Origin of the sequence: Streptomyces sp. NPDC127068, from assembly GCF_042724695.1 — a bacterium.
Classification (GTDB): Bacteria; Actinomycetota; Actinomycetes; order Streptomycetales; family Streptomycetaceae; genus Streptomyces.
Genome location: NZ_JBHXEN010000043.1, coordinates 15,890 through 32,979 on the forward strand (window position 1 = coordinate 15,890; position 17,090 = coordinate 32,979).

Here is a 17,090-nt window from a genome sequence, read left to right on the forward strand (position 1 = left end):
TTGAGCACCCCCCGCGTGCCATCGGACGGACTGCTCGCCCTGACCAGCGCCCAGTTGGGCATCTGGAACGCGCAGCGCCTCGAACCGGATTCGCCGTACTACCTGGTCGGCGACGTGGTGGAGATATCCGGCGACGAACCGGTCGACGTCGACGCGCTCGTCGAAGCGGTCCGGGCCACCACCGAGGAGGCCGAGACCCTGCGCCTGCGGGTCTACGACACCCCCGAGGCACCGCAACAGGCGGTCAGCGACGAACCGGTCGAGCCGCCCCGGGTGATCGACCTCAGCGGTCGCCCCGACCCCCTCGCCGCGGCCCACGCGTTCGTCGACGCCGAGCGGGCGCGGGTGGCCGAGGAATGCCGGGACATGGTGGACCGGCCGCTGTACGCGCGCACCGTCATCCGACTCTCCGACCGCGAGGTCTGGTACACCCAACTCGGCCACCACCTGATCTTCGACGGCTACACCGCGGCGATGCTCGCCCGCCGCACCGCCGCCCACTACACCGCCCGGGTGCGCGACACCGACCTGCCGCCTTTGACGTTCGGACGGTTCGCCGACCTCGTCGCCGCCGACCGCGCCTACCGGGTCAGCGACCGGGCCGCCGAGGACCGCGCCTACTGGGTGGAACGGTTCACCCCGCTGCCCGACCTCGGTGACGTCGACACGGCCGCCGGCCCGCCCGACCGCACCCTGACCGCCCTGGCCGTCGTCACCCCCGAGGAGACGGCCCGCCTGCGCGCCTTCGCCACCCAGGAGGGCGTCACCTGGGGCGAGGCACTGATCGCCGGGTACGCCGCCTTCCTGCACCGCGCCCTAGGCCGCACCGACGTCGTGTTCGCGCTGCCCCTGATGTGCCGCACCGGCTCCACCGAACTGCGCACCCCCGCCATGGCCGTCAACGTGCTGCCGCTGCGCGTGGCCGTCCGCAGCGGGGACGGACTGGGCGAGCTGAGCCGCCGCGTCTCCGCCGCCATGCGCGAGATGCGCGAGCACCAGCGGTACCGCGGCGAGGACCTGCCGCGCGACCTCGGCGTGCCCGGCGCCGGCGCCCTGCTGCACGGACGCGGCATCAACCTCAAGGCGTTCGACCTGGCGATCGACTTCGCCGGAGCCACCGGCGTGATGCGCAACGTCGCCGGCGGCCCGCCCGAGGACATGGGACTCAGCGTCCTGCCCACCCGCGACGGCGGTCTGCTGTTCGGCTTCGAGGTCGACGCCCGGGGCACCGACCAGGCAGCGGTCGACGCCAAGCTCTCCGGCTTCCGCGCCCTGCTCGCCGGACTCGTCGACGGCCTGCCGGTGGGACGCATACCCCTTGTCGACGACGTGGACCGGCTGCTGGCCGACTGGTCCCCACAGGCCCTGCCCGGCACCCCCGTGGACGTACCCACCGCATTCAACGCCATGATCGCCGCCGACCCGCAGCGCACCGCCCTGGTGTGCGGCACCGACCGGCTGTCCGCAGCGACCCTGGCGGACCGGGTGCACCGAACCGCCCGGGCCCTGCGCGCCCGCGGCATCGGACCCGACGACGTCGTGGCCCTGGCCCTGCCCCGCTCCGCCCACACCGTGGTCGCCCTCCTCGCCGTCCTGGACGCCGGCGCCGCGTTCCTGCCGCTGGACTCCGCGTACCCGGCCGAGCGGCTGCGGGAGTTGGTCGACGACACCCGCCCCGCGCTGGTCCTCACCGACGGCCCGGGCCCAGTCGATGGAGAGCCCTGGGCCACCCTGGTCGCCGAGGCCGCCGCACTGTCCGGCGCCCCCCTGATGGCCGACGAACTGGCCGCCCCCCGCCACCCCGAACACCTCGCCTACGTGATCCACACCTCCGGATCGACCGGACGCCCCAAGGGAGTGCTCGGCCGGGTCGGCGGCCTCGCCAGCCTGCTGCACCACCAGCGGTCCACCGTCGTCGCGGAGGCCGAACGCGCCGCCGGCCGACGACTGCGCGCCTCCCACACCTACTCCTTCGCCTTCGACTCCGCCCTCGAACACCTGGTGTGGCTGCTCTGCGGCCACGAACTCCACGTCTACGACGCCGACACCACCCGCGACGCCGACGCCCTGCTCGCCGCGTACACCCGCGACCGCATCGACATCATGGACACCACCCCGTCGATGGCCGCACCGCTGATCGACGGCGGCCTCCTGGACCTGCCGCCCACCCTGCTGCTCCTCGGCGGCGAAGCGGTACCGCCCGCCCTGTGGCAGCGGATCGCCGCATCGGGCACCGCCGCCCGCAACATGTACGGGCCCACCGAGGCGTCCGTCACCAGCAGCACCGCCCGGATCACCGGCGACGAACCCACCGTCGGCCACCCGCTGGCCGGCACCCGCACCCACGTCCTGGACCACGCGCTCCAGCCGGTGCCGCACGGCACGGTCGGCGAACTGTACCTGGCCGGCCCGCACCTGGCCCGCGGCTACCTCGGCAAGCCCGGGGCGAGCGCCGAACGCTTCGTCGCCGACCCCTTCGGTGCGCCGGGGACGCGGATGTACCGCACCGGCGACCTGGCCCGCTGGGTGCCCGGACGCGGCCTGGAGTACCTGGGCCGCGGCGACGGACAGGTCAAGATCCGCGGCCACCGGGTGGAAACCGGCGAGGTAGAAGCCGCGCTCGGGGCGGTGCCCCACGTCACCGCCGCCGCCGCCACGATCCGCTCGTCCCGACTCGTCGGCTACGTCGTCTCCACCTCGACCTCGACCACCGCCGACGCGGTACGCGCCCACCTGGCCGAGCGGCTCCCCGACCACATGGTGCCCGCCGCGGTGGTGGTGCTGGACGAACTCCCGCTCACGCCCAACGGCAAGCTCGACCGCGCGGCCCTGCCCGCACCCTCGATCTCCGGCGGCGGCCGGGAACCCAGCACCGAGCGGGAGCAACTGCTGTGCGCGGTCCTCGCCGAGGTGTTCGAGATCGACCGGGTCGGCGTGGACGACGACTACTTCGCCCTCGGCGGCGACAGCATCACCGCGATCACCGTCAGCAGCCGGCTGCGCGCCCGGGGCATCGACCTGCGGCCCCGCGACCTGCTGGCCCGCCGCAGCTTCGCCGCCCTGGCCGCCTCCGCCGCCCGGGTCGACGACACCCCCGAGCCGCTGGACGACCCCACCGGGCCCGTACCGGCGCCGCCGATCGTCCGCGGCCTGCTCGACCCCAACCCCGACACGGCCGCCGTCGCCGGATACGCCCAGTGGACGGCCCTGCGCATCGACGCCCTCACCCACGACGACCTGGCGGCCGGCGTACAAGCGGTCCTCGACCGACACGACGCGCTCCGACTGCGGGTCATCGACGCCGACGACGGGCAGCACCTGGAGGTACTCGCCCGCGGCGCCGTCCAAGCCGTCGTCAGCGAAACCCGCGGCGAGGACGTGACCGCCCTCGCCCACCGCCTCGCCGGGGAACTCGACCCCCGCTCCGGCGACCTGCTGCGGGCCGCCCTGCTCCGCACCGACGACGACACCCCCGACCGGCTGGTCGTCGTCGTCCACCACCTCGCCATGGACGGCGTGTCCTGGCGCATCCTGCTGCCCGACCTGCACACGGCCTGCACCGGCGGCGCCCTGGACCCCGTCGGCGCCTCCTGGCGGCGGCACGCGACGCTCCTCGCCGAACAGGGGACCTCCGGCGCCCGACGCGGCGAACTCGACTACTGGCGCGCCGCACTCGACGCCGCGCCCCGGCTGGGCGCCCGACCGCTGGACCAGAAGCGGGACACCGTGGCCACCGCCCACCAGTCGGTCACCCTCGCCTCGTCCGAAGCCACCGAAGCGCTGCTGACCACCCTGCCCGCCGCCTACCGCGCCGGCGTCGACGAGGTGCTGCTGGCCGCACTGGTCCTCGCCCTACGGGCCTGGGGCGTGACCGGCGACGCCGTGACCGTCACCATGGAGGGCCACGGCCGCGAACACCTCGACCTGGCCCGCACGGTCGGCTGGTTCACCAGCGAGTACCCCGTCCGCGTACCCACCGCCGGCGACGTGGGGCAGGTACTGCGCGCGGCCAAGGAAGCCAAGCGCGGCGTCCCCGACGGCGGCGTCGGCTACGGAGTCCTGCGCACCCTCGACCCGACGGCCGGACCCGAACTGTCCGCCGTCCCGCCGCCGGACGTCCTGCTGAACTACCTCGGCCGGTTCGGCTCGCTGCCCGGCACCGGCTGGCAACTGCCCGAGCAGGACGCCTTCTCGGTCACCGAACCCGACGCCAAGGCCCTGGAACAGGTACTGGCCCTCAACTGCTTCGTCCACGAGGAAGGCACGCCCCGGCTCGCCGTCGAGTGGACCGCCGCGACCGCCGTGCTCGGCACCGAAACCGTGGCGGCCCTCCAGACCGCCTGGGCCGTGGCACTCGACGCGCTCGTCGCCCACGCACTGGACGACCCCGGCGGCCTCACCCCCTCGGACCTGCCGCTGGTCGACCTCGACCAGGCCGCAGTCGACGCCCTCGAAGGCGCCGACGGGGTCGGCCGCATCGCCGACGTCCTGCCCGCCACCCCCCTGCAGGTCGGCCTCTCCTTCCACACCCTGGTCCGCGACGACCACGACACCGACGTCTACGTCGTCCAGGCCCTGACCACCCTGGTCGGCGAACTCGACCCGGACCGGATGGCCGAGGCGGCACGCGAACTGCTGCGCCGTCACCCCGCACTACGCGTGTACCTCGCCCCCGCCGGAGACGGCGTGGTGCAGGTGATCCCCGCCGACGTCGCCCTGGAATGGCGGCGCGACGACGCCTTCCCCGAGGCGGCCCGCGCCGAGCTGGAGCGCCCGTTCGACCCGGCCCGGCCGCCCCTGATCCGCTTCCTGCTCTCCCGGGTCGGCCCCGCCGAACACCGACTGGTGATCACCAACCACCACGCCCTGCTCGACGGCTGGTCGATGCCGCTGGTCGGCCGCACCCTGCTGGCCCTCTACGCCGAACTCGGCGGCGGCCCCGCCGCCCCCGTCGCCCCGCCGCTGTCGGAGTACTTCCGCTGGCTGGCCGACCGGGACCACGAGGCCTCCCTCGACGCCTGGCGCAGCGCGCTCGCCGGCGTCGACGACGCCACCCGACTGGCACCCGCCAGCACCGAGACCGGCATCGAGCGCCCCGGCCGCGTGAGCGTCGACCTCGGCCGGGAGTTCAGCGACCGGCTGCGCGGCTTCGCCCGCGAACAGGGCGTCACCCTGACCACCGTGCTCCAGACGGCCTGGGGCCTGCTCCTCGGCCGCCTCACCGGCCGCCGCGACGTCGTCTTCGGCTGCCCGGTGTCCGGGCGCCCCGCCGAGGTCGACGGAGTCGAGTCGATGATCGGCCAGCTCGGCACCACCATCCCGGTACGCGTCCGCCACACCCAGGACCGGACCGCGCGGGACCTGCTGGCCGACGTGCACGCCGACAGCGTCGCCCTGGCCGAACACCACCACGTCGGCCTGCCCGACATCCAGCGGGCGGTCGGCATCGGCGAACTCTTCGACACCATGCTGGTGATGGAGAACTTCCCGCTGTCCAGCCGCAAGCGCACCCCCCTCGCACCCGGCCTCGACCTGGCCGGCGTGGACATCACCGACGCCACCCACTACCCGCTCACCGTCATCGTCATCCCCGACGACGCGATCACCATCGGCCTCGGCTACCAGCCGCGCGCCTTCGCCGAGGACACCGTCCGCGACTACGGCCGCTGGCTGCACCACCTGCTGCACGAAATCGTCGAGGACCCCGACCGGCCGGCGCTCCGCATCCCCGCACTCGACCCCGACGAGCGCGCGCGGATGCTGCGCACCGGCACCGAGGTCGTGCCCGCGAAGCAACGCGGCCACTGGCTCACCGAGTTCGCCGCCTGGGTGCACCGCAAGCCCGACGCCGAGGCCCTGGTCTGCCGCGACCGCAGCCTCACCTACGACGAACTGGACCGCCGCGCCAACCAGTTGGCCCACGCGCTCATCGCCCGCGGAGTACGCCCCCAGGACCCGGTCGCGGTCCTGCTCGGCCGCGACGTCGAGATGACGGTGGCCCTGTTCGCCGTGGCCAAGGCCGGCGCCGTGTACGTACCGCTGGACCCGAGCTACCCGCAGGACCGACTGGCGTACATGTTCGACGACATCGCCCCGGCCGCCGTGGTCACCAGCGGCGCCGCACTGCCCGTCGACCGGGAGGTCCCCGTCCTGCGGCTGGACGACCCCGCCACCCTCGCCTCCGCACCGGACACCGACCCGGCCGAAGCGCGCGCCACCCTCACCGAGGACGCCCTCGCCTACGTCATCTACACCTCCGGCACCACCGGGCGCCCCAAGGGCGTCGGCGTGACCCACCGCGGCGTGCCCGACCTGATCGCGCTCCAGGAAGAAGTCGTCCAGGTCACCGAACACGACCGGTACCTGCACTTCGCGTCGACCAGCTTCGACGTCGCGTTCTGGCAGACCATGGTGCCGCTGCTGTCCGGCGGCACCTCCGTCATCGCCCCCGAGGAGGTCCGCGTCTCCGGCGACGAACTCCTCGACTACATCGTCGAACACCGGGTCACCGGAGTGAACCTGCTGCCGTCGTTCCTGGCCGCGATGCCCGACGACCGCACGGTCCACCCCGACGTGTTCTTCGTCGTCGGCGCCGAGCGACTCGACCCCGAACTCGCCCGACGCTGGGGCCAGGGCCGCAGGGCGCTGTTCAACGCCTACGGACCCACCGAGGTCACCATCAACTCCACGCTCTGGCGGTACGACCCGGACGACCCCGGACCGCTGCCCATCGGCCGGCCCGACCCCAACGTCCGCGCGTACGTGCTCGACGGGGGCCTCCAGCCCGTCGGCGTCGGCGTGACCGGCGAGCTGTACCTCGGCGGACCTAGCCTGGCCCGCGGCTACCTCGGCCGCCCCGCGCTGACCGCCGCGGCGTTCGTCGCCGACCCGTACGGCCCCCCGGGCGAGCGGATGTACCGCACCGGAGACCTGGTGCGCTGGCGGCCCGACGGACAGCTCGTGTTCCTCGGGCGCGTCGACCACCAGGTCAAGGTCCGCGGCTTCCGCGTCGAACTCGGCGAGATCGAGTCCGCCCTCACCCGTCACCCCGACGTGCGCGCCTGCGCCGTGATCGTGCGCGACGGCCGACTCCTCGGCTACGTCATCCCGACCGACGACGCCGCCCTGGACCCCGCCCGGGTCCGCGCCCACCTGGCCGCGGAACTGCCCGACCACATGGTGCCGACCGTGCTCGTACCGATCGACCGGCTGCCGCTGAGCCCCAGCGGCAAGCTCGACACCGCCGCGCTGCCGGCCCCCGAGATCGCCGCCAGCGTCCGCCGCGAACCCGCCACCGAAGCGGAAGCAGCGCTGCTCACCGTCTTCCAGGACATCCTGGGCTCCGACGACGTCGGCCTCGACGACGACTTCTTCGCCATCGGCGGCGACAGCATCGTGTCCCTCCAGGTCGTGTCCCGCGCCCGACGCCGCGGACTCGGCCTGACCGCGCGGGACGTGTTCGAGGGCGAGACCGTCGCCGGGATCGCCGCCCGCGCCCGCACCCTCGTCGAAGAGGAAGCACCCGCGGTCGGCGACGCACCGCTCACCCCGATCATGCGGGACCTGCTGCGCCGCGCCGGAACCGCCGCCGACGGCTTCAGCCAGTGGATCGAGATCTGCGTCCCGCCCGGCGGCGACGAGGCCACCTGGCGCACCGTGCTCGACGCGGTGCTGGCCCGACACGACGTGCTCCGCGCCCACCTCGCCGACCACGTGCTGCGCATCCCCCCGATCGGCGCCGTCACCGGAGCCGACGTACTGACCCGACGGACCGCGACCGACGACCCGCGGGCCCTGGTCGACTCCTGGACCGCCGAAGCCCGCGACACGATGGACCCGCGCACCGGTCCGCTGCTGCGCGCGCTGTGGGTGGACGCCGGGCCCGGCCGCCCGGGCCGACTCGTCCTGCTCGCCCACCACCTCGTCGTCGACGGCGTGTCCTGGCGCGTGCTCCTGGACGACGTGCAGCACGCCCACTCCGGGGGACGGCTGACCCGGCACGGCCAGTCGTTCCTCGGCTGGGCGCGCTCGCTGCACGACGCCGACCGACGGGCCGAACTGCCGCACTGGCAGGGCACGACCGCCGCCACCCCGGCGCTCACCCGCCCGCTCGACCCCGCCCGGGACACCGTGGCCACGGCGACCCACCACGAGATCCGGCTCGACCCCGACGCGACCCGCGCCCTGATCACCACCCTGCCCGCCGCGCACCGCACCACCCCGGACGCCGTACTGCTCACGGCGCTCGCCCGTGCGGTACGCGCCTGGCGCGGAACGCCCGAACTGCTGGTCGCCCTGGAGAGCCACGGCCGCCCGACGCAGGTCGACCTGTCCCAGACCGTCGGCTGGTTCACCGCGGTCCACCCGGTACGGCTGCACGCCGACGACGACGTGCGGGCGGTCCGGGAACGGCTGCGCACCCAGGGCGACGGCCTCGGGCACGGCATCCTCACCGCGGCGGGCCTGCTGGACCCGGTGCCCCTGGAGGTCGCCTGGAACTACCTCGGTCAGTTCCCCGGCGCCCCCGCCGAGGAGACGCCGTGGCAGGCACCCCCGGACGCCGACCCGCTCGGCTCCGGCGGCACCGACGCGCTGCCCCTGCCGCACAGCCTGATGGTCAACGCCCTGGTGCGCGACGACGCACTCGGCGTCAGGATCACCTGGCCCGCCGCGCTGTTCACCGCCGCCGAGGTCGAGGAACTGGCCGAACACCTGCGGAGCGCGCTGCTGAGCACCGCCGCCGCGCCGGAGGTCCTGGCCCTCGCCGGCGACCGCCCGGTCGCCGAGGTGCAGCCGCTCGCCCCGCTCCAGGAAGTGATGCTGCGGCACTCGCGCACCGAACGCCCCGACCCGTACACCGTGCAGTCGACCTTCTCCCTGGCCGGCCCGCTCGATCCCGAGGCGCTGCGCGGAGCGGGCACCGAGCTGCTCGCCCGCCACCTCAACCTGGGCGCCGTGTTCCCGGCCGACCTCGCGGTGATCCCCGAGACGCCCGGGCTGGACTTCCGGGTGGTCGACGGGCCGGCCGAGGAGGCGCTGGCGGCCGACCTGGCCGAACCGTTCGACCTCGCGGGCGGGCCGCTGTTCCGCCTGACCGTGATCCGCCGCGGCCCCGAACTCGCCGACCTGGCCATGACCAGCCACCACCTGCTCTCCGACGGCTGGTCGGCCCCGCGCATCCTCACCGAGTTGTTCGCCCTCTACACCGCGCGGGTCCGCGGCGAGGCCCCGGACCTGCCCGCTCCCGTGCCGTTCGGCGACTACCTGCGCTGGCACGCCGACCACGAACCCGACCTCGACGTCTGGGCGACCGAGCTGGACGGGCTGGCCGAGGGCGACTACCTCGGCGGCGGCGACCCCGGACCGGCCTGGCAGGAGCCCGCGCTCCTCACCTTCGACGCGGCCCTGGTGGCGGAGCTCGGCCAGCAGGCCGCCCGGCGCGGACTCACCAGGAACACGCTGCTGCAAGGGGCCTGGTCCGTCCTGCTCGCCCGGCGTTCCGGTCGCACCGACGTCTGCTTCGGCGCCATGGTCGCCTGCCGGCCCCCGGAGCTGGAGGGCGTCGAGGAGATCATCGGGCTGCTGGCCAACACGGTGCCGGTCCGCGCACGGCTCGCCGGCACCCTCGCCGACACCCTGGTGGACCTCCAGGCCCGCCAGCAGGCCCTGGTGGAGCACCAGCACGTGGCCCTCCCCGACCTGGAACGGCGTACGGGACGGCACCGGCTCTTCGACAGCCTGGTGGTGTTCGAGAACTACCCGGTCGACCCGGACCGCCTCCGGGAACCCGCCCCCGGGCTCACGGTCGTCGGAACCCGGTTCCGCGAGGCCACCCACCATCCGGTGACCCTGACGGTCATGCCGGACGGCGACGGCTGGACCGGTGTGCTCGCGCACCGGTCCGCAGTGGACGTCGACGGGCTGGCCGAAGAACTGCTCGACCTCCTGCGGTCCCTCGGCGACCACCTCGACGAGGACGTCCTCGACCTCCTGGAGCGTCCATGAGCAAGAACGCCGCGCCGCCGACCGACCGGGTCGACGGACAACTGCTGCGGATCGCCTTCATCCTGGTCCTCGGCACGTTCATGGCCACCGTGGACGCCACCATCGTCAGCGTCGGTATCGACACCCTGACGGAGGAGTTCAACGCCTCCGTCGCCGAGATCCAGTGGGTGTCCACCGCCTACCTGCTGGCCGTCGTCGCCGCCGTGCCCGCCTCCGGCTGGCTGGCCGACCGGTTCGGCGGGCGCCGGACCTGGCTCGTCGCGGTGGGGGTGTTCCTGCTCGGCTCGCTGCTGTGCGCACTGGCCTGGTCGGCGCCCAGCCTGATCGTCGCCCGGGTCGTCCAGGGCCTCGGCGGCGGGCTGTTGCCCGCTACCGGACAAGCCCTGCTGGCCCGCGTCGCCGGTCCCGGCCGCATCGGCCGGGTCATCAGCATCGTCGCCGTCGTGCCGCTGCTGTCGCCGGTGCTCGGCCCGATGGTCGGCGGCTCCATCCTCGGGGTGGCGTCCTGGCCCTGGCTGTTCCTGGTCAACCTGCCGATCGGGCTGGCCGCGGTGCTGCTCGCCCGCCGCTACGTGCCCGTGGTGCCGCCGTCGGACCGTCGGACGGCCTTCGACCTGCGGGGGGCCCTGCTGCTTTCGCCCGGCCTGGCCGTGCTGGTGTACGGGCTGACCGAGGTCGCCCACGAGCGCACCCTGCCCGCAGTGATCGGTGTGTCCGCCGGTTCGGCGATGCTGGCCGGGTTCCTCGTGCACGGGTTGCGGACCCGTGGCACTCCGCTCGTCGACCCCCGGCTGTTCTCCCGACCGCCGTTCGGTGCCGCCGCGCTCTCGCTGGTCGTCCTGGGCGCCTCGGTGTTCGGCACGATGTTCCTGCTGCCGCTGTACTTCCAGACCGCTCGCGACCTGTCGGCGTGGGAGGCCGGGATGCTGCTGGCCCCCCAGGGGCTGGGAGCGGTGGCCGGTTCGGTCCTGGTCAACCGGGCCATCGACAAGGTGGCCCCCCGGTCCCTGGTGGTCATCGGCATCGTGCTGATCCTCGTGGGCACCGTCCCGTTCACCCAACTCGGCCACGAACCACCGGACCTGGTGATCGTCGCGGGGCTGGCGGTCCGCGGTTTCGGCATGGCGATGATCAGCGCACCGATCATGAACATCGTCTACACCCGCATCGAGCCCGCACACCTGCCGCGCGCGGCGGGAGCGCTCAACCTGCTGAACACCGTGGGCGGTTCACTGGGCACCGCGGCGCTCGCCGTGGTGCTGCAGGACCGGTTGGCCGCCCGCGGGGCGGACGTCTCCTGGGCGTTCGCCGACACCTTCTGGTGGGTCCTCGGATTCGGTCTGCTGGCCGCCGCCGGGGCGACGCGACTCCCCCGAACCCAGCCGAAGGGACGCTGAGTTCCGTGCCGGATGCCGCGCGCCTTCGGGTGCGCGGCACCCGGCACGCGGCAACGCGGAAGCCCCCCTGCGGTGCGCAGGAGGGCTCCGTCGAGTGGAACGGGTCAGCCGTCAGGGACGGCCGGTCAGGTAGCCGCCCATCGAGGTGAAGTACTCGGTGGCGGGCAACTCGCGTCCGTCCTCGGTCCGTACGCGGGTGATCGCCAGGCCGTGGTTGCGTCCGGTGCGGGCATCGGCGCCGGCGACGATCACCACCCCGTCGCCCTCGCGGTAGAAGACCCGGCCGGGCGTGCCCCCGTAGCGCCCCTGGGACACGACCGCGGACAGCACCTCCAGGCGCTTGCCCCGGTGGAAGGTGAAGGCACTCGGGTACGGCGCGGACTGTGCGCGGACCAGTCGCTCCAGGGCGTCGGCGGGCCAGCTCCAGTCGATGCGGATGTCCTCCTCGGCCCGCTTGTGGAAGAAGCTGGCCTGGGAGCGGTCCTGCCGGGTGAACTCGGTCTGCCCGGAGGCGATCAGGTCCAGTGCGCCTATCGTCACCGGCGCGATGAGGTCGACGGTCTTGTGGAACAGGTCGGTGGCGGTGTCCGTGGGCTCCACCGTCACCGCGCGCTGGTCCACGATGTCGCCCGCGTCGAGCGTCTCGTCCATCATGTGGGCCGTGACGCCGACTTCCTGCTCACCGTTGATGAGGGCCCAGATCAGCGGGGAGAAGCCCGCGTACTTCGGCAGGAGCGAGTCGTGGACGTTCAACGTGCCGTGCCGGGGGAGGGCGTAGATCTGCGGCGGGATCCAGGTGCGCCAGTTGTTGGCCACGATGATGTCCGGCTCGGCCTCCTTGAGACGCTGCAACAGCTCCTCGTCGTCGGGCCGGTTGCGGATCACGACCGGAACGTCGTGCGCGGCGGCCAGATCGGCGACCGAGTCGCTCCAGATCTTCTCGTAGGCGTGCTCGCTCTTGGGATGCGTCACGACCAACACCACGTCGTGCTCGGAGTCCAGGAGGGCTTGCAGGGTGCGATGGCCCCAGGTCTGGTAACCGAACATGACGACCCGCATGGGGTTCCTCCTTGGGAGAGCGAATGACTGCGCCAAGTAAAGCAAGCCTTACCTAACGGTGCAACGCCCCCAAGTTTCGGGCCCGTTGAGAGATGTGATTTGCCACATGCCCGATCCGTCCCGTCGACAGGCCGGTTCAAGTAAGGTTAGCTTTACCTAAATTCGGGGGCGTGGCGTCCATGAGCGGGCTCGGCGCCTCGTTCATTTCATCCACGCCTGACAGGCGGCTGTCCCGCACGATGGGAGTGACATGTCACAGGTTCTTCCTGGCGACGCACCTCTGATCCACGACCTCATAGGCATCGGCTTCGGGCCGTCCAATGTGGCCATGGCGATTGCGCTCAGCGAGCACAACGCACGCGTCGAGAGGCAGGATGCCGTCACTGCCCACTTCTTCGAGCGCCAGCCGAGCTTCGGCTGGCACCGCGGCATGCTGATCGACGACGCCACGATGCAGGTCTCCTTCCTCAAAGACCTCGTCACCCTGCGCAACCCGTCCAGCGAGTACACCTTCCTGTGCTACCTCCAGAGCAAGGGCCGGCTGGTCGACTTCGTCAACCACAAGAGCTTCTTCCCGCTCCGCGTCGAGTTCCACGACTACCTGGAGTGGGCCGCGGCGAAGGTCGACGACATGGTCTCCTACGGCCACGAGGTCATCGCCGTCGAACCCGTCGTGCGCGACGGCGTGGTGGAGTACCTCGACGTGACGGCCCGCTCCGGGGCCGAGACGGTGGTCCACCGCGCCCGCAACCTCGTCATCGGCACCGGCCTGCGGCCCTTCGTGCCGGACGGCATCGAGCGCAGCGACCACATCTGGCACACCTCCGAGCTGCTGACGAAGCTCGAACAGCTCGACGGCCTCGAAGGCGCCGACCCCTCCCGCTTCGTCGTCGTCGGCGCGGGGCAGAGCGCCGCGGAGAACGTGGCCTATCTGCACCGCCGCTTCCCCGAGGCCGAGGTCTGCGCGGTGTTCTCGCGCTACGGCTACAGCCCCGCCGACGACAGCAGCTTCGCCAACCGCGTCTTCGACCCCGCCGCGGTGGACGAGTACTTCACGGCGCCCGAGGACGTCAAGCGCAAACTGATGGACTACCACGGCAACACCAACTACTCCGTGGTCGACGTCGACTTGATCGCGGATCTCTACCGGCAGGTGTACCAGGAGAAGGTCCTCGGCACCGAGCGGCTGCGCTTCCTCAACATGTCGCGGCTCACCGGCGTCGAAGAGGCGGGCGACAAGGTCCGGGCGACCGCCACCTCCTCCGTCACGGGGGAGGACACCACCCTGGAGGCCGATGTCGTGGTGTTCGCCACCGGTTACAGCCCGGTGGACCCCTTCGGAGTCCTCGGCGAGGTCGCCGAGCGTTGCCACCGCGACGACCAGGGGCGCGCTCGGGTCGAGCGGGACTACCGCCTCGCCACCGAACCCGAAGTGCGGTGCGGCATCTACCTCCAGGGCGGCACGGAGCACACCCACGGCATCACCTCGTCGCTGCTGTCCAACATCGCGGTCCGGGTCGGTGAGATCCTGGACTCGATCGTCGAGCGCGGTGCGGAGCCCGCCGAGGGCGAGCCCGAGCCCGTTGCCGACGGCATCGGCTCGGTCCGCTGAGGCTCCCCCCACCTCACGAGCAGTCGTCCACGTTGTCCACCGCACGTCCACGAGGAGTGACCACCGCATGACCACCAACCCGTTCGAAGACCCGGAGGGCGGCTTCCTCGTCCTGGTCAACGACGAGAACCAGCACTCGCTCTGGCCGTCCTTCGCCGAGGTGCCGGCCGGGTGGCGGACCGTCTTCGGTGAGGACACGCGCGATGCGTGCCTGGCGTACGTGGAAGAGCACTGGACGGACCTACGCCCGGCGAGCCTCATCGCCCGACAGGGCTGACCGGCCGACGTACGACGCGTCGCCCGTGGAGGGGGTTCTCCACGGGCGACGCGTCATGCGTGTGCCGCCCGCGATCGTCACCGGCCGTCGTGCTCCCGATAAAGTGCGCGCACGCGAAGGGAATTGCCCTTCGGGAATCCCGCCCCGCTGCCCGGCCGGGGGCGCCGGCCCCATTCCTGGGATTCCCTTCGAATGCCCCGTCCACCTCGACCGCGGGGGCAAGTGGACGCGGCGATCACCGATATACCCCAGATCTCCACGCCCGTCGACCCATGGGATTCTGAACTCCACGCAAAGGAAAGGTCGCTGGCCATCAAAGCGGAGTACGCTCTTTTCGAAGCGCCGGTAACGGCCGGCTCACCGGTCAATGGCGCCGGCCCGTTCGGTGCGGGACGCGTACCCTTCCGCCTGGAGGGTGAAGAGCCTTTCGTACGCGCCGCCGGCCGCCATCAGCTCCCCGTGCGTGCCCTGTTCGGTGATCCGGCCCCCGTCGAGCACCACGATCACATCGGCCTCCCGCACGGCGCCGAGCCGGTGCGAGACCAGCAGGCTCGTAGCTCCGGCGCGGTGCGTACGCAGCCTGGTGTGGATCTCGTGTTCGGCCCGGGCGTCCAGTCCCGCGCTGGGCTCGTCGAGGATCAGGAGGTCCCGGCCCTGCCGGAGCAACGCCCTCGCCAGGGCTAGCCGTTGCCACTGCCCGCCCGAGAGGACCACGCCCGACTCGGGATCGTCGGCGTCCTCGCCCTCCCCGTCGTCGAAGAACATCCGGCTGAGCAGGGTGTCGTAGCCCCGGGGGAGCGCCGTCACCATGTCGTGCACCCCGGCGAGTCCGGCCGCCTCCCGCACCCGCGCCGGGTCCTCGATCCACTCCAGGTCGCCGACGCCGATGTTCTCGCCTGCGGTCAGGTCGTAGCTCATGAAGTCCTGGAAGAGCACCCCCATGCGGCGTCGCAGCTCTTCGGGCGGGACGTCCCGCAGGTCCGTGCCGTCCCAGTGGACCGAGCCCCGTACCGGGTCGTAGAACCGGCACAGCAGCTTGATCAAGGTGCTCTTGCCCGCACCGTTGAGGCCGACGAGGGCGACCGACTGCCCGAACGGCACGAACAGGTCCACGCCCCGTAGGACCCAGGGATGCTGCTCGTCGTAGCGGAACCAGACGTCCCGGAGCTCCACGCCGTGGCGCAGGGCCGGAAGGTCGCGTGCCGCACCCGCGGGCAGGTGCCGCCGGGGCGGGGCCAGGTCGTCGGGCAGTTCGGTCACCGAGACGTGGTACGAGAACATGAGCAGCGCCGCATGGGCCTGTGCGAGGTTGGCGACCAGCCCGACCAGCGCCATCTGCACTCCGGTGACGGCAGCGACGAAGGCCGTCACGTCACCCGGTGTCAACCGCCCCGCCGTCGCCGCGTGCACCGCCCAGACCAGCCCGGCCCCGGCCACCACCGCCGACAGCGCCGACAGGGCGCTCTGCACGACCGCGTCCTTGCGGTCCATGCGGCGCTCCGCCGCCTGGATGCCGACGAGTTCACCGAGCATCCTCGTCTTGAGGAAGGTGCCGAGACCGAACAGACGCACCTCCTTGGCCGCCCGTTCCTCGGTCAACAGGGCCGAGTAGAACAGTTCCTTGCGCATTGCGGTGGACGTCGCGGCCAGCATGCCCACCCGCTGCCGTGAAAGCGCCAACTGCCCGAACAGGACGGGCACCGCGGCGACCACCACCAGCCCCGCCATGACGGGGCTGAGGACGAACAGGGTGATCAGCAGACCGGTCAGGGCGATGGCGTTCCGGCCGGTGTCCGCCATGCCCCCGGTGACCGGTTGGAGGGAACCGCCGGACGCCTGGGTGGCCATGCGCAGCCGGTCGAGGTGGCGCGGGTCCTCGAAGCGCGAAAGACCCTGGAACCCGTTGACCGCGGTGTGCAGCCGGTCCTGGAGGAAACGGTCCATCCGGCGGCCCAGTTCACTGCGCAGGTACTCGGTGACTTGCGGGGCGACGCCGGCGATGACGCCCAGCGCCGCCAGACCCGCCGCGTAGGACACCGTGTGCTCGCCCCCGCCGACCGTGAGGTCGTCGACCACGAGTTTGGTCAGCCAGGCCGTCGTCATCGGTACGAGACCGGACACCACCGCCAGCGGCAGGTGCGCCGACCACACCCAGGGGGCGGCTGCCCAACAGTGCCCCCAGACCGTGCGCAGATGACGTCCGAGCCGTTCCTCCCGGAGCCCACCGCTCACAGCGCCGGTGCCGCAGCCGGCAGTTCTGCCAGGTCGACGCTCGCCCGCACGATCACCCCGTCCGCGTCCACCTCCACGAACGTCGGGAACGCCTGGATGTCGACCGCGTTCGCCAACGCCTCTCCCTCCGCGCCCACGATCACCGTCGGTACGTCCGCCAGCAGCCCGGCGAACTCCCTTGCGGGGCTCCCGAGCACGACCGCCGAGGCGTTCCGTTCCGCGGCGGCTGCGGCGAACCCCGGCGCCTGCTCGTGGCAGGCGTCGCAGTCCACCGAGAAGAACCCGAGCAGCTGCGGAGCCCCGTCCGTCGCCCCGGCGAAGCCGGGAAGCCGGCGGCCCACCAGTTCGGCACCGTCGTAGGTGCTGAACCCGGCTGCCCCGCCCAACTGCTCCAGGCGGGACTCGTGTTCGCGCAGCCGCCGGAGCACGGCGAGGACGAGCACCAACTGGAAGCAACAGAGTGCGGCGACGAGCACCAGCGCCACGACGAGAAAGCCCATCACATACT

General features: G+C 72.6%; 7 protein-coding genes. 4 read left to right on the forward strand and 3 right to left on the reverse strand.

Going from position 1 to position 17,090, the window contains the following annotated elements; all coding sequences use genetic code 11:
• Both ACFWIA_RS24995 and ACFWIA_RS25000 read left to right on the forward strand, forming a co-directional pair.
• The gene (locus ACFWIA_RS24995; RefSeq protein ID WP_387008707.1) at positions 1-10,005 is read left to right on the forward strand and encodes an amino acid adenylation domain-containing protein; all 10,005 of its coding nucleotides are present in this window, start codon (positions 1-3) and stop codon (positions 10,003-10,005) included.
• A complete protein-coding gene (locus ACFWIA_RS25000; protein ID WP_387008708.1) occupies positions 10,002-11,402 on the forward strand; it encodes an MDR family MFS transporter in 1,401 nt (466 codons plus the stop codon). The genes ACFWIA_RS24995 and ACFWIA_RS25000 overlap by 4 nt, the downstream gene beginning before the upstream one ends.
• Positions 11,403-11,513: 111 nt before the next feature.
• Here the strand turns inward: ACFWIA_RS25000 and ACFWIA_RS25005 are convergent, their stop codons facing one another.
• On the reverse strand, positions 11,514-12,461 hold the full coding sequence (locus ACFWIA_RS25005) for a methionyl-tRNA formyltransferase (RefSeq protein ID WP_387008710.1): 948 nt from the start codon (positions 12,459-12,461) through the stop codon (positions 11,514-11,516).
• A gap of 250 nt (positions 12,462-12,711) precedes the next feature.
• Here ACFWIA_RS25005 and ACFWIA_RS25010 point away from each other — a divergent pair, with 250 nt between their 5' ends.
• Both ACFWIA_RS25010 and ACFWIA_RS25015 read left to right on the forward strand, forming a co-directional pair.
• Positions 12,712-14,073, forward strand: coding sequence for a lysine N(6)-hydroxylase/L-ornithine N(5)-oxygenase family protein (locus tag ACFWIA_RS25010; protein WP_387008712.1), 1,362 nt, complete (start codon positions 12,712-12,714; stop codon positions 14,071-14,073).
• 67 nt (positions 14,074-14,140) lie between these two features.
• Positions 14,141-14,350, forward strand: a complete 210-nt coding sequence (locus tag ACFWIA_RS25015; protein WP_385490560.1) for an MbtH family protein — start codon at positions 14,141-14,143, stop codon at positions 14,348-14,350.
• 357 nt (positions 14,351-14,707) lie between these two features.
• Here the strand turns inward: ACFWIA_RS25015 and ACFWIA_RS25020 are convergent, their stop codons facing one another.
• Together ACFWIA_RS25020 and ACFWIA_RS25025 are read right to left on the reverse strand one after the other, a co-directional pair.
• Positions 14,708-16,582 carry an ABC transporter ATP-binding protein gene (locus tag ACFWIA_RS25020; protein WP_387008714.1) on the reverse strand — a complete coding sequence of 625 codons (1,875 nt, stop codon included), beginning with the start codon at positions 16,580-16,582 and terminating at the stop codon, positions 14,708-14,710.
• Positions 16,579-17,082, reverse strand: a complete 504-nt coding sequence (locus ACFWIA_RS25025) for a hypothetical protein (protein WP_387008716.1) — start codon at positions 17,080-17,082, stop codon at positions 16,579-16,581. Before ACFWIA_RS25025 ends, ACFWIA_RS25020 begins: the two co-directional genes overlap by 4 nt.
• Between the last annotated feature and the right edge of the window lie 8 nt (positions 17,083-17,090).